Origin of the sequence: Bradyrhizobium sp. AT1 (assembly GCF_001590795.1) — a bacterium.
In the GTDB taxonomy this organism is placed as follows: Bacteria; Pseudomonadota; Alphaproteobacteria; order Rhizobiales; family Xanthobacteraceae; genus Bradyrhizobium.
This window is the reverse complement of record NZ_JXDL01000001.1, coordinates 6,351,079-6,363,967: the sequence shown is the minus strand read 5'-3', so window position 1 is coordinate 6,363,967 and position 12,889 is coordinate 6,351,079. Positions and strand designations below refer to the sequence as shown.

The following is a 12,889-nucleotide window of genomic DNA, read 5'->3' as shown; positions in this document are numbered from 1 at the left end:
TCCTACTGAAGGGAGAACGGGCTGGAGCGATCGCTCCGACCATCAGGTCAGGTCGGCTTGCCGTCCCAGAGCGCGAACTGGCCCTTGCGCACGACGAGCTCGGCGTTCATGGCGCCCTTGACCCGGCGGCTCTCGACGTCGAACGTCGCCTGGCCGAAGATGACGCTGGAGACGTCCTTCACCTTCGCGAAGGCATCGCGGATGGCGCGGCGGTCCGTGCCGCCGATCTTGACCACGGCGGCGGCCATGTTCATCGCATCGTAGGAATAAGCGTTGAAGGCGTCGGGCTCCTGCCCGCCATACTTGGCCTTGAAGCCGTCGATGAATTTCTTCACTTCTGGCCTGGGATCCTGGGGGAAGTAGCGCGTGCCGAGATGCACGTCCTCGACCGCCTCGCCACCGAGCTCGATGAATTTCGGCGAGTAGACCGAGCTCGCGGCGCACATCACCTGCTTCAGGCCGACTTGCCGCGCCTGACGGGCGATCAGCGCACCGTCCGAATAATAGGAGATCAGGATCAGCCCGTCCGGATTGGCGTCGCGCACGCGCACCAGCGTCGAGCGGAAGTCGCGTTCCTCAGCGATATAGCCCTCGGTCACCGCGATCTCGGCGCCGTATTCCTTGGCGGCCTTGACGAAATAGTCGCGGCTGGTGCGGCCCCAATCGGTGTTGAGATGCAGCACCGCGAGCTTCTTGAGACCAAGGCGCTTCACCGCGTAGGCCGCCAGCAGCGGCTGCTCGTCGGCCTGGCTGACCGAGGTGCTCCACATGAAGTCGCCGCCCTTGGTGAAGTCGGGGTGCGAATTGGTGAAGCCGAACTGCACCAGGCCGCCGCGCTGGTAGATCGGGGACGCCGCCATCGAGGCCGGGCTCGAGAAGTCGCCGAGCTCCATGACGATACGGGGATCGGACACGAACTTCTGCGCGATCGCCACCGACTGGCGCGGATCGCTCTGGCTGTCCTCGAACTGGTAGGCGAGCTTGCGCCCGTTGATGCCGCCGGCCGCCATGATCTCGTCGAGTGCGAGATCAAAGCCCTGCTTCCACTGCGTGCCGTATTGCGCGTTCGGTCCCGTGAGGGGGCCGCTGACGCCAAGCAGGATCGGTTCGGACGTTTGCGCAGAGGCGGCACGCGAGAAAGCGGCGCCTGCCATCATGGCGGCGAGCGAGCCCTTGACCAGGGTACGACGATCAATGTTGCTCATTTAACGGCTCCATCCACTCAGGTGTTGAACAAGCAGCAAGTCTTGTGCCGGTGACATTGCCTATTTCGAGGGCTCGCCGAGCGACAGCATCAAGCGGTTCGCCCAGTTGAAGAACGAGGCGCCGTTGATGACGTCGACGATCTCGGCGTCGTCAAGGCCGACGCGGCGCAGCTCTGCGACATTGTCGGGACCGAACGCGATCGGTGTCGCCGCCAGCGCCACCGATGCTTTCACGATCGCATTCCAGCGCTCGCCGAGATCGGCCTTGACGCCCTCGTCGAGCAGCTTCTGCACGTCGTCGCGGCGCTTGGAATAGGTGCTGGCGAAGCGCGCATGCACGGAAGCGCAATAAATGCAGCCGTTGTAACGCGAGGTCGCGGCCGCCGCGAGCTCACGCTCGGCGCGCGGCAGGCCGTCGGCGACGTTGTAGAAGATGTCCTTGTCGGTCTTGGTGCGGGCTTCCAGCACCTCGGGATCGCGCACCAGCAGGCGAAAATATTCCGACTTGGCGCGGGCGCGATCGACCAGGCCATTGAAATGCCGCTCGGTCAGCCCGGCTTCGGGCAGCGGATCGATCCAGGAGACCCAGCCGAGCTCGTCCTGGGTGAAAGCGACGGGGGGATTGACCGTGGCACTCATGATTGCGGCCTCCTCTTATGCGTTCGCGGCGGCGAGCGTGCGCAGGCCGCTGACGACCCGGACCTGGAACGACAGGAATGCGACGAGCTGGGAGAAGGTGACGATGCCGGTGCTCGACCATCCGGCGTCCAGCAGCGCCTTCATGTCGTCGGATGCCGCATCGCGCGGGCGGAAGACCAGGAGGTGCGCGTGCTCGAGCGCTGCGACCAGCCTGATGCCGAGAGCGGACTTGCTCGCCGCGCTCACGCGATAGATCAGGCCGGCGGTGTTCTCGACCGACAGCGGACCGGCCGGATACGAGCCATACGGACCCGAGGTCCTGCCCCGCGCGATCTCGGCGTCGATCGCCTCGAGCAAGCGCGCGCCGTCCGGGTTTGCCACGAGCTTGTCGCGATAGAAGGCCGCCACAGGGGATTCGCCATGAAGTCCGGTCACGAAGGCCGCGACGGCGGCGCGCTCGGCTAGCGAAAAATTGCGCGCGTCGATCGGCTCGAACAGGGAGAGATAGCTCTTCTGCGCATTCTCGCGCGCCTGCAGGCGGCGGGCGCGGATGGCGTCCAGCGCCGAGCCCGGCGCGATCCCGGCGAGCGTGTCGATGATATCCGGTGTTGCCATCATTCAGCCTCGTGCAACGCGATCGCGTTCATTGCGGTTAACCTGCGAGCGCCACGTCGGGTGCCGTCCGGGTCCAGCCCAGCGCCGGCGCGACCTTCTCGGCGACCAGATCGATCGAGCGCAGGACATGGGGATGCGGGGCATCGACGGAATGCACCTGGAAGACGAGATCGGTGATCCGTTCCAGCGTCGCATCGGCCCGGAGCGAGGCGATGACGTGATCGGCGTCGCCGACATGGGTGTCGAACGCGGCGATCATCTCCTCCAGCGTCTCGCCCGGCGGAAGGTGACCGCCCTTCATGAATTGCGGCAGCGCGCGGCGCAGGCCGATATCGGCAAAGCGCAGGGCTTCGGCATGGTCGTCGGCGACGAACACGCTGCGCGAGGCCATGATGCGCGGCTCGGCTCCCTTGGGCAGCGCTTCCAGATAGGCATCGATCACCGGGTTCTGGATGTCGGCGAGCGTGGCCTTGGGCGCCTCCTTCGGTCGCGGTTGGGTGCGCGACAGCAACAGGCCGTCGCCCGCCTTGCCGGCCCGTGCGCCGCCGGCGACCGAGAACGTCGCCTGCCAGATCCGCTTGTCCAATTGCGGCCGCTGCGGATAGATCGTGTCGCCGCCATCGAGCGGCTTGCCGACCAAAGCGGTGCGGACGACCTCCAGATTGCGCGCGAAAATCTCGTTGCGCTGGGCGCTGTCGAGGCCGAAGGCGGCAAAGGCCGACGGGTTGCCGCCGGTGCCGACGCCGAGCTCGAAACGGCCGTTGCAGATGAGATCGAGCACCGCTGCGTCCTCCGCCACCCGCACCGCATTCTCCAGCGGCAGCGTCACGATGCCGGTGCCAAGCCTAATGCGGGAGGTTTGGGCTGCGACGTAGCCGAGGAAGGTGAAGGGTGACGGCAGGCCGCCCTCACGCTCGTGGAAATGATGCTGCGCGATCCACGCGGAATCGAGGCCGGCCTTTTCGGCGCGCACGATCTGCTCGGCCGCGAAGCGGTAGCGCTCCGCCGGCGGGGCCTCGTCGAGCAGCCGCGTGAAGAAGCCCAGGCGTTTCAGATTGGCAAAGCGTTTCATGCGACCCCTGTCGGACCGGGATGACCAGGCCGCCGATGATGTCGGTTACTGCTGCTCCAGACAAGCGGGCATTGCGCAAGGCTCATACGCAAGACGCATGCGAAATGCCGCCCGCCGTGAGGGCTGCTGCGCTGGAGCTGGGCAGATTGCCTACCAGCTCGGCAGCACCGCGCCCTTGAACTTGGTCAGGACGAACTCCTTGACCTCGCTCGTGTGGTAGCTGTCGACCAGGGTCTTGACCCAGGGCTTGTCCTTGTCGGCGGTGCGCACCGCGATCAGGTTGACATAGGGGCCCTTGGGGTCCTCGCGCAGGATCGGATCCTTGACCGGATCGAGGCCGGCCTGGGTTGCATAATTGGTGTTGATCGCGGCGGCATCGACATCGTCGAGCGCGCGCGGCGCCTGCGCCGCGTCGACCTCGATGAATTTCAGCTTCCTGGGGTTCTCGGTGATGTCGAGCACCGTCGGCTTGAAGCCGGTGCCGTCCTTCAGCTTGATCACGCCCTTGTCGCGCAGCAGCAGCAGCACGCGGCCGCCATTGGTCGGATCGTTCGGGATCGAGACCTTGCCGCCCTCGGGGATGTCGGCGATGGCCTTGTGCTTCTTCGAGTAGACGCCGATCGGGAAGTTCACGGTGAGGCCGACGGCCTCGATCTTGTAGCCGCGGTCGGCCTTCTGGTTGTCGAGGTAAGGCTGGTTCTGGAACGAGTTGGCCTGGATCTCGCCGGCATCGAGCGCGGCGTTCGGCACGACATAGTCCGAGAACTCGATGAGCTGGATGTCGAGGCCCTGCTTGGCGGCGATCGGCTTCACCGCCTCCAGGATCTGTGCATGCGGGCCCGGCGTCACGCCGATCTTGATGGTCTCGGCCGCAGCGCTCGCAGACCATGCGGCGAGGATGGTGGCAAGGATCAATGGAAGGCGAAACGACATCTTGGTCTCCGAAGGTCTGCAGCAACGCGTGGAACCGTATTCGCTTGTCCCTGGGCCGAAATCAATGAAATGGAAATCCATATTGCATGCCTGGGGCGGGGGCCGCGTTCTCCATTCGGCGGCAAACGCGGAACGAATTCGCGGGCCGCGGCGAGGCCTCCATCAAGCGTGAGCCGCATCACGGCAATGCGGCACACGGCGGGCGAGATTGGCGGCACCACCACCGGACCTCAGCGAGGAATCGACCATGTCCGCACTTGCCGCACCGAAGCTCACCAGCCGCCAGCAACTCGAATGCCTTGCGCTCTATGGCGTGCTCCAGGGCGTGCCGATCTATTCCGGCGTCGCGCTGGCGATCAAGCTGATCAACGCTGCCGAATTCGTCGGCGAGCCGTTCGGCGCCGTCACCTTCGTCGCCATGATGTCGATTTTCCACGCCTTGCTGACCTCGGGGCTCGGCGCCAAGTTCCCGCATTTCTTCAGGCACAGCTACGAGCCGCTGTTCGCCGATACGACTTTGTCCTTCTCCGAGAGGGTCACGCGCTGGCTGGCGCAGCCGAATACGGCGCTGCAGCTGCTCAGCCAGGCCCTGCTGCTGTCGGCCCTGGCGATCGGCGTCGCCAGCATCGGGTAGATGCCGGCTCGCCGAGAGGGCATGTGTGGCGATGTCGTGGCGGCTGCAATGAATCTCCGGACGCGGCAACATCACGAAACTTGATGCGCCCGCGGCGGCCGCGCTAGCCTTCCGGCGCGGCCTTAGAACTTCCCCAAGTTCAGACAAGTTCGCACTGGATCGCCGCCCGGGTCTCTCGGGCGGCGATCCAACCAGCGGCCCGCAAGGGCCCTCCCCATCGTCATTTCGTCGCATGGCCCGACAGTCACGCCGGCATTGCCGCCTCGTGTTTGATGCCACATGATGCCGGCGAGCGATGTCTTCGAGGTGGAGGGTCTTCTGATGAACGAGAATGAAATCCGGGGTCTGGTCGGACAGGTGAAGCAAGGCACGCTGTCGCGACGCTCGTTCATCCGCAAGGTGGCCGCGGCCGGAATCGCGGCGCCCATCGCGAGCCAGATCCTGGTCTGGAACGGCGTGGCGATGGCGGATGCCACCCTGCCCTACAAGCCGACCAAGGCCGGCGGCGGCGGCACGCTCAAGATGCTGCTGTGGCAGGCGCCGACCTTGCTCAATCCGCATTTCGCGCTCGGCACCAAGGACCAGATTGCCTCGCGCGTGTTCTTCGAGCCGCTCGCCGGCTGGGACAAGGACGGCAATCTGATCCCCTGCCTTGCCGCCGAGGCTCCGACCAAGGCCAATGGCGGCCTTGCGGCCGACGGCCTCAGCGTGACCTGGAAGCTGAAGCAGGGCGTCAAATGGCACGACGGCAAGCCGTTCACCGCCGACGACGTCGTCTTCACCTGGCAATACGCCGCCGACCTCGCCACGGCGGCCTACACCACCGGCTCCTACAAGGACATCAAGGTCGAGAAGATCGACGACTACGCCGTCAAGGTGATCTTCAAGGCGCCGACGCCGTTCTGGGCCGATCCGTTCGTCGGCTCGGTCGGGATGATCCTGCCAAAGCATCTTTTCGGAGATTATGTCGGCGCCAAGTCGCGCGAGGCGCCGGGCAATCTGAAGCCGGTCGGCACCGGCCCGTACAAATTCGTCGAGTTCAAGCCGGGCGACATGATCCGTGCCGAGCGCAATCCCGACTATCACATCAAGAACCAGCCCCATTTCGACACGCTCGAGATCAAGGGCGGCGGCGACGCGGTGTCCGCGGCGCGCGCCGTGCTGCAGACCGGCGAATACGACTTCGCCTGGAACATGCAGGTCGAGGAGGAGGTGCTCAAGCGCATGGAGGCGGGCGGCAAGGGCAAGCTCGACATCACCCCTTCGGGCAATGTCGAGTTCATCATCCTCAACACGACCGACCCCTGGACCGAGGTCGACGGCGAGCGATCGAGCGTCAAGACCAAGCACCCGACGCTGTCCGACCCGGCCGTTCGCCGCGCGATCAATTTGCTGATCGACCGCGATTCGATCCAGAAGTTCATCTACGGCCGCGGCGCCATCGCCACCGCGAGCTTCGTCAACGCGCCCAAGCAGTTCAAGTCGCCCAAGCTCAAATACGAATTCAGCATCGACAAGGCCAACAAGATCCTCGACGAGGCCGGCTGGAAGAAGGGCGCCGACGGCATCCGCGAAAAGGACGGCAAGAGGCTCAAATACGTTTTCCAGACCTCCACAAACGCGCCGCGCCAGAAGACCCAGGCCATCATCAAGCAGGCTTGCGAGAAGGCCGGCATCGACATCGAGATCAAGGCGGTCACCGCCTCGGTGTTCTTCTCCTCCGATGTCGGCAACCCCGACACCTATTCGAAATTCTACGCCGACATGGAGATGTACAACACCACGCAGCCGCAGCCCGATCCGGAACGCCTCCTGAACCAGTGCGTGTCCTGGGAGATCGCCACCAAGGACAACAAATGGCTCGGCCGCAACAATTCGCGCTACTCCGATCCCGAAGCCGACAAGGCCTACAAGGCGGCGCAGAACGAGCTCGACCCGGCCAAGCGCGCCGCGCTGCTGATGAAGGTGGACGAGCTCTTCTGCGAGGCCAACGTCTTCCTGCCGCTGCTCTCGCGCCATATCGTCAACGCCGGCGCCAACAATCTGATGATCGACATCTCGGGCTGGGACACCATCACGTGGAATGTCGCGGCGTGGTATCGGGCCTGAGGGAGCGGGGCTCGTGTCCCGGACAAGCCGCAACGCGCCTGGCGCGTTGCGGCGCAGAGCCGGGACCCAGGGCGGCACGGCACAATGCGGATCGATGGGCCCCGGCTCTGCAGCGCACCGCTCTTCCGCACCATCTCGCTTGCAGACGCGCTTTTTTGTTCTCGCGGCTGAAATCGCCCGAGCTTTGCTTCATCTTCGCACCCTCAAATCCAAGAGGGCACAGGGAAGGCCGGGTGCCGACAGGCACCCGCGGTCCGCTGCGCGAAATGCACACGCAGGAAGAACCGCACAGCAGCATACAGGTGGTGCCGATCACTCGGCCTTCCCTGCGCGATGGTCGGACGGCTTATGCCGTGCTCTCCCGGGAGCCGAACTTTCCTTTGGCCTCCCTCGCCGTTCGAATTGGATGATGCCGTCCACCCGGTTGGGCTCGCGCACATCTTCGATCCGGCTTGACCGTAGCAACGACGGCCAGGACCACACGGTTTTGCCGTACGCACGGCCCGCCCTTTCGCCGCAGTATTCCCGGCCCCGTCGACGAAGCCGGAAACTTACAGGCGAGACGAAGCCTAGCAGCGCCGTTCGTCACACGCGGGGTTCAGGCTCACAGGGACTACCCGCCCTGCCCGCACCTCTCATGCCGACGCTGCCGCGTCCACCGCAACCCCGGCTCGCGATCAAGACGACCTCGAGATCGCCCCTCTTGGTGAGCCGGGATGAGCGACACATACGCCAAAACCGAATTTCGGTAAAGTAGAATATTTTCGCGGGGAGGGGTTGACGGGGTTGCGAAACAGAGGTGTTTTTACCGGGGCGGGCGTCGATCGGCCTCGATGCCGCCAACCGAGACGTCAAACGTCATCCCATAACGGGATGGGAACTTATAGATCTCGTTCTATCCGAACGATCCGGGATTATGAAAGTTCGCATTAAGTGGTATGATCGTGCAATATCAACCGACGGGAGCCGGCAGTGGTTCCAAAATGCGATATCTTCATCAGCTATCGTAGACTCGATAGCGCAATCTTTTCACAGTGGCTGGCTGCCCAACTAGGTGCCGCCTACGGCCAAAATTCGGTGTTCATAGATACCCAGAACATCCGGACCGCCGATGTTTGGACCGAACAGATCGAGCAACGCCTGAGGAATTCTGCCCTCGTCTTGATTATCATTGGAAAGAGCTGGCTATCGCTTGCGGATGAGTTCGGTCGCCGCCGGATCGACCTTCAAGATGATTGGGTTCGCCGTGAGATCGAGGTTAGCCTAAGCAGCAAGAAAAAAGTTCTCCCGGTTCTGATCGAGGGAACGACACTCCCGACAAAAGACGCTTTGCCGGCGTCTATCGCCCCGCTACTCGATATTCAAGCGCGCTCAATGGACGTCGAAGCCGTTCAGCACGACATGGCTAAGTTCGTTAGCGAGGTCGGCAGCTTGCTCGGGAGAAAGCCTGCTTCCGTTGAAATCGCATATCCCTTCCCTCTTCTCTCGATAAATCCTCTAGACGAACACAATCTTAGAGTGTTCGCGGAGAGATTGCCCACATGGCAGATCGCGACGCGAACCGTCGACAACGGGGTAAAGACCGAACTGGTTCGGAAGTTCGAATTCAAAACCTTCCGCGATGCCATTCATTTCATGAATACGGCAGCGCGCTTTATTGATCAGAGAGATCACCATCCAGAGTGGACCAATATCTGGCGTACAGTAATCGTACGTTTGACCACGTGGGACATTGGCTCAAAGCCATCAATGCTGGACGTCGACGTTGCCGCATATCTCGACCAATTGCACCAAGCATATGCCCCCAAGATCCGGCAGAAGGATATTGGAGATATTTTGCCGACCAAAGCGCCTGAGCACAGTCCGTAGGACGGGTACAGCGAAGGAAAACCCATTAGAGTCTTGATTGCAATGAACCCTGATGGGTTTCGCAAGTGCTCTACCCATCCTACATGCCTCCTCCTCAGCCCGCCTCAAACGCCCCCCGCGCCGCCTTCACCGACGATGCGATGAACCTGTGCACTTCCTGCACTCTTCGCGTCCCGTGCGTATCCGGATGTGACGTCAGCCAGTAGCTCCGTACGAAGCGCACCTCGGGGAGCAGGCGGCGGAGTTCGGGATAACGGCTGGCGGCGTAGTCGTGCAAAATGCCGATGCCGTGGCCGGCGCGGACGGCCTCGATCTGCGCTACGATGCTGCCGCATTCGTAGCGGCGGGACATCAAGCGGCCGAGGGCGGCGGCGTGGTCGAGCGCGCGGCTGTAGGCGAAGTCTTCGATATGGGTGACGAACAGGCGGCCGGCGAGATCGGCCTGCGCCTCGATCGGGCCCTCGCGCTCCAGATAGGCTTGCGAGGCGTAGACGCTGAGGCTGTAGTCGGTGAGCTTGGACAGGATGAGCCGGCCCTGCTTCGGCCGGTCCAGCGTGATGGCGATATCGGCCTCGCGGCGCGACAGCGAGAAGGTGCGCGGCAGCGGCACGAGCTGGATCACCAGCCCCGGATGGCGCGCGGCCAATGCGCCGAGATGCTCCGCGAGGAAGAAATTGCCAAGGCCGTCGGGCGCGCCGACGCGCACCGTGCCGCTGACGGTGTCCGCGCTGCCGCCGATGCTGGCGCCGACCTTGAGAAACTCGCTCTCCGCGCGCTCGGCCGCCTGCAGCAGCGCCTCGCCGGCGGCGGTGAGCGTGCAGCCGGCGGTGTGCCGATCGAGCAGCTTGGCCTTCAGGCTCTTCTCCAGCGCGGTCAGCTGACGCGCCACCGTGGTGTGGTTGAGGCGCAAATTCTTCGACGCCTTGAGGATCTGGCCGGCGCGCGCGACCTCCAGAAATATCCTCACCCGCTCCCAATCCATTGACGGCACCCTCTTCGACCACGCTGGCCAGAACGACACGTCCTGCACAACGGAGGCATCTCATCGTTCATCGATGTGCGATTTGTGCGCCGCACATCGTGCGGGTCAAGCCTGCAATGGGGCGCGGCGGGCAGGACAGCCGCTCTCGCAGGCGCCCGCCATCGTCCGTCCACTGTGTGGTTCAGATCACAGCGGAATCATGCGCCTGCGCCTACAATGTCCGGGCATGGCCGCAAACAAGGTAACGGCGGTACGCGCGAGGCTGCGAAGACGATCAACAGCTACGGACTTGTCGAGGCCGCCAGGGTGAAGAACCCGGCGGCTTTTTCTTGCGAAGCGCCGAGCTATCCCTTCGAGGACGCGTCGGGCGATTTCCGCTCCTCGCGTTCTTCCTCGAGCTGCCGCTCGGCTTCGAGCCAGAACTCCAGCTCGCGATCCGCCGGACGGCCGGCCTGCTCCCACAGCTCGTAGGCGCGCGAGCGCACCTGGCCGCGCCGCATCATGCGACGGAGCTTTCGCTTCAGCTCTTCGGCAAAACTCCTGAAGCGATGGCCGGTGCTCTCGTCCCTGACAAGCGCGGCCGCTCGCGTTGCGAGTTCGATCTGGTGCTCGATTTTCTTCTGCTCGTCCACCGCTGCTCTGCCGTGGGAAGGAGTATTGTCAGAGCCCATAACGCTCAGACATTGAATTCCTTTCCGGGATGGTCCGTTCCTTCAGACGCAGCTCGCACGTCGAATCCTCGCCGCTAGTGCCACGTCGTGTCGGCTTCGACGATCACCACGCGCGTTTCAGGATCTTCGGTCGCGTTGCAGGTGCAGGGCATGCCCTCGCCGCAGCGGCAGCCGCCGAGCTCCTCGTTCCAGGCCCGGAGCGGATGGTTTTCGCAGACCCATCCCAGACCTTGGCAGAATGGGCAATTCTTGTCGGTCACAGCGTGTCCGGCGTCCGCAACGTGCTCGACTTGTCGGCGTTGCGCAGCTCCTGCTCGGCGGCGTGCCAGAATTCCTCCTCGCGCCCTTCGGGTCTGCCGGCCTGCTCCCACAGCTGGTGCGCGCGGTCTCTGATGTCTTGCTCGGTGATGTCTTGCTTGGTGATGTCTTGCTCGGTCGGATCGGACAATTGCGTCTCCTGCTGGTGAAGCGCGGCCCCACCCTGGGGGGTATGGGGGGCTTGGAGGCGGGGCCGCGCAGGCCGGCGATCGGCGGCGAAGGCCGGCCCGCGGATTCAAGCGTCGATCATGCGCGGGAGTTCCTAGTCGCGGCTGCGCCAGGTGACGAGGCGACGGACAATGTCGCGCCGTGCGGCTTGGCGCCCAAGCCGGGCCGGACAGATCGGATGTGAGGAGATGGAATTTGGTAGCGGGAGAGGGACTCGAACCCCCGACCCCAGGATTATGATTCCCGTGCTCTAACCAGCTGAGCTACCCCGCCACAGGGTCGCGAGGGCCGATACGGCCGATCTCGCGAACGCGCGGCATATAAGGAAGGGGGCGGCGGGCTGTCAATCCGCCTTCGCTGCGCTTCGGCGCGACAAGTCCGCAGGAGGGTGGAAAAGTGGCCGGTTTCGGCGCCGAAATCGCCCGTTTTTGTCTCTCCCCGAGCGTGGGGAGAGGCAAAAGAATCGGGCCTATTTCGGCCTGACAGTCGGGTCGCCGCCGGGGCTGCCGGGGGGCGGAATGACAGGGGTGTTGCCGCCGGTGTCGGGCGCCGGGGCGTGCATGTCGGGATCGACGCCGGAGGGCGGGCAGAGCACGCCGTCAGTCTTGGCCAGCTTGTCGCCGAGCGGTTCCCGGGACTGGCCGGTGGTGGTGCCGTCCGGGGTCGTGGTCAGCCGGTCGGATGGGGCACAGCCGGCGGCGCGTTGCGGGGATGGCGGCGCGGTCGCTTGCGGCGGCGTCGCCGGGGCGGGCGGAGCCTGCGCGATCGCACTGCCGGAGGCGGCGATCACGAGGCTGGCCAGGATGATGTTCGATGTCGTGCGCATGAGAGGGAAACGCGCCGATCAAGGCGCGTGTTCCCGAGAAGCGATCACGATTTGTGGTAGCGGATCAGCGAAAAATGCCCCATCGGCGGCATCGGGCGGCGCTCGGCCAGCGTGACGCCGCCGTGCCTGGCCGCCCAGTTCACCAGGCGCGCCCACGGGAATTCCGGGCGCCAGCCGAGACGGCGGGCGACCGGCGCGAAGGCGAGCTCGAACAGTTTGCGCGGACCGCTCTCGGCGCCGATGTGGTTGACCAGGATCAGCTCGCCGCCCGGCTTGAGCACGCGCACGAACTCGTCGAGCGTGCCTTCGGGATCGGGCACGGCGGTGATGACATATTGCGCGACCACCGCGTCGAAGAAGTTTGATGGGAAGGCGAGGTTCTTCGCGTCCATCACCGAGAGCACCTCGACATTGGAGAGCCGAAGCGTGCGCACGCGCGCCTGCGCCTTGCGCAGCATCGGCTCGGAGATGTCGACGCCGCAGATCTTGGTGGTGCGCGAATAATCCGACAGCGATAGCCCGGTGCCGACGCCGACGTCGAGGATGCGGCCGCCGATGCGGTCGGCCTCGGCGATGGTCGATTGCCGGCCGGCGTCGAACACCTTGCCGAACACGAGATCATACACCGGCGCCCAGCGGCCATAGGCCTTCTCGACCCCGGCCCGCGAGATGTCTGCTGCCATGCCCCCTGCCCTGCCTGATGCTCTTACTTTAGGTGATGGTCATTGGTGATGCCGGTCCTCGCCCGGAATTCGGTCGAGCGCCTCTCCCGCTTGCGGGGGAGGTCGGCGCGAAGCGCCGGGTGAGGGTTCTTTCCGCTTGCGAGATATCGCTTGTGGAGAGAGCCC

14 protein-coding genes and 1 tRNA gene are annotated in these 12,889 nt (G+C 64.4%); 3 read left to right on the top strand and 12 right to left on the bottom strand.

Features of this window, described 5'->3' with window-relative positions; genetic code table 11:
- Window positions 1-47 precede the first annotated feature (47 nt).
- From SE92_RS29510 to SE92_RS29490, 5 genes are all read right to left on the bottom strand, one after another.
- A complete protein-coding gene (locus SE92_RS29510; RefSeq protein WP_063201427.1) occupies window positions 48-1,205 on the bottom strand; it encodes an ABC transporter substrate-binding protein in 1,158 nt (385 codons plus the stop codon).
- Window positions 1,206-1,265: 60 nt separating this feature from the next.
- Window positions 1,266-1,844: an alkylhydroperoxidase domain protein gene (locus tag SE92_RS29505; protein ID WP_063201424.1), complete on the bottom strand. Its 579-nt coding sequence runs from the start codon at window positions 1,842-1,844 to the stop codon at window positions 1,266-1,268.
- 15 nt (window positions 1,845-1,859) lie between these two features.
- A complete protein-coding gene (locus SE92_RS29500) occupies window positions 1,860-2,459 on the bottom strand; it encodes a CMD domain protein (RefSeq protein WP_063203833.1) in 600 nt (199 codons plus the stop codon).
- Between the two features lie 37 nt (window positions 2,460-2,496).
- Complete coding sequence (locus SE92_RS29495; protein WP_063201421.1) at window positions 2,497-3,531, bottom strand: putative FMN-dependent luciferase-like monooxygenase; 1,035 nt, start codon at window positions 3,529-3,531, stop codon at window positions 2,497-2,499.
- 150 nt (window positions 3,532-3,681) lie between these two features.
- Window positions 3,682-4,464: a MetQ/NlpA family ABC transporter substrate-binding protein gene (locus tag SE92_RS29490; protein ID WP_063203832.1), complete on the bottom strand. Its 783-nt coding sequence runs from the start codon at window positions 4,462-4,464 to the stop codon at window positions 3,682-3,684.
- A gap of 247 nt (window positions 4,465-4,711) precedes the next feature.
- Between SE92_RS29490 and SE92_RS29485 the strand changes: the two genes are divergently transcribed.
- From SE92_RS29485 to SE92_RS29475, 3 genes are all read left to right on the top strand, one after another.
- Window positions 4,712-5,098, top strand: a complete 387-nt coding sequence (locus SE92_RS29485; protein WP_063201418.1) for a hypothetical protein — start codon at window positions 4,712-4,714, stop codon at window positions 5,096-5,098.
- A gap of 321 nt (window positions 5,099-5,419) precedes the next feature.
- Window positions 5,420-7,207, top strand: coding sequence for a peptide ABC transporter substrate-binding protein (locus SE92_RS29480; RefSeq protein ID WP_063203831.1), 1,788 nt, complete (start codon window positions 5,420-5,422; stop codon window positions 7,205-7,207).
- A 972-nt stretch (window positions 7,208-8,179) separates the two neighbouring features.
- A complete protein-coding gene (locus SE92_RS29475; protein WP_084251905.1) occupies window positions 8,180-9,076 on the top strand; it encodes a 4a-hydroxytetrahydrobiopterin dehydratase in 897 nt (298 codons plus the stop codon).
- Window positions 9,077-9,170: 94 nt separating this feature from the next.
- Here SE92_RS29475 and SE92_RS29470 read toward each other — a convergent pair whose 3' ends face one another.
- The 7 genes from SE92_RS29470 to SE92_RS29435 all read right to left on the bottom strand — a co-directional run bounded on the left by SE92_RS29470 (window position 9,171) and on the right by SE92_RS29435 (window position 12,724).
- A complete protein-coding gene (locus SE92_RS29470; protein WP_063201413.1) occupies window positions 9,171-10,058 on the bottom strand; it encodes a LysR family transcriptional regulator in 888 nt (295 codons plus the stop codon).
- A 344-nt stretch (window positions 10,059-10,402) separates the two neighbouring features.
- A complete protein-coding gene (locus SE92_RS29465) occupies window positions 10,403-10,690 on the bottom strand; it encodes a DUF2934 domain-containing protein (protein WP_063201410.1) in 288 nt (95 codons plus the stop codon).
- Window positions 10,691-10,803: 113 nt separating this feature from the next.
- Entirely contained in the window at window positions 10,804-10,989 is a 186-nt protein-coding gene (locus SE92_RS29460; protein WP_063201407.1) for a hypothetical protein, read from the bottom strand.
- Window positions 10,986-11,177: a DUF2934 domain-containing protein gene (locus SE92_RS29455; RefSeq protein WP_063201404.1), complete on the bottom strand. Its 192-nt coding sequence runs from the start codon at window positions 11,175-11,177 to the stop codon at window positions 10,986-10,988. Before SE92_RS29455 ends, SE92_RS29460 begins: the two co-directional genes overlap by 4 nt.
- 234 nt (window positions 11,178-11,411) lie before the next feature.
- Window positions 11,412-11,488 (bottom strand) — tRNA-Met (locus SE92_RS29445).
- A 196-nt stretch (window positions 11,489-11,684) separates the two neighbouring features.
- Window positions 11,685-12,041, bottom strand: coding sequence for a hypothetical protein (locus SE92_RS29440; protein ID WP_063201398.1), 357 nt, complete (start codon window positions 12,039-12,041; stop codon window positions 11,685-11,687).
- A 44-nt stretch (window positions 12,042-12,085) separates the two neighbouring features.
- Window positions 12,086-12,724 (bottom strand): class I SAM-dependent methyltransferase, encoded by a 639-nt coding sequence (locus SE92_RS29435; protein ID WP_063201395.1) that lies wholly within the window; start codon window positions 12,722-12,724, stop codon window positions 12,086-12,088.
- Between the last annotated feature and the right edge of the window lie 165 nt (window positions 12,725-12,889).

What these genes read in the sequence shown, in the direction of transcription:
- SE92_RS29495 (WP_063201421.1), bottom strand. Translation starts at nt 3,531, where the DNA reads ATGAAACGCTTTGCCAATCTGAAACGCCTGGGCTTCTTCACGCGGCTG.
- SE92_RS29505 (WP_063201424.1), bottom strand. Translation starts at nt 1,844, where the DNA reads ATGAGTGCCACGGTCAATCCCCCCGTCGCTTTCACCCAGGACGAGCTC.
- SE92_RS29490 (WP_063203832.1), bottom strand. Translation starts at nt 4,464, where the DNA reads ATGTCGTTTCGCCTTCCATTGATCCTTGCCACCATCCTCGCCGCATGG.
- SE92_RS29500 (WP_063203833.1), bottom strand. Translation starts at nt 2,459, where the DNA reads ATGGCAACACCGGATATCATCGACACGCTCGCCGGGATCGCGCCGGGC.
- SE92_RS29435 (WP_063201395.1), bottom strand. Translation starts at nt 12,724, where the DNA reads ATGGCAGCAGACATCTCGCGGGCCGGGGTCGAGAAGGCCTATGGCCGC.
- SE92_RS29470 (WP_063201413.1), bottom strand. Translation starts at nt 10,058, where the DNA reads ATGGATTGGGAGCGGGTGAGGATATTTCTGGAGGTCGCGCGCGCCGGC.
- SE92_RS29440 (WP_063201398.1), bottom strand. Translation starts at nt 12,041, where the DNA reads ATGCGCACGACATCGAACATCATCCTGGCCAGCCTCGTGATCGCCGCC.
- SE92_RS29485 (WP_063201418.1), top strand. Translation starts at nt 4,712, where the DNA reads ATGTCCGCACTTGCCGCACCGAAGCTCACCAGCCGCCAGCAACTCGAA.
- SE92_RS29510 (WP_063201427.1), bottom strand. Translation starts at nt 1,205, where the DNA reads ATGAGCAACATTGATCGTCGTACCCTGGTCAAGGGCTCGCTCGCCGCC.
- SE92_RS29480 (WP_063203831.1), top strand. Translation starts at nt 5,420, where the DNA reads ATGAACGAGAATGAAATCCGGGGTCTGGTCGGACAGGTGAAGCAAGGC.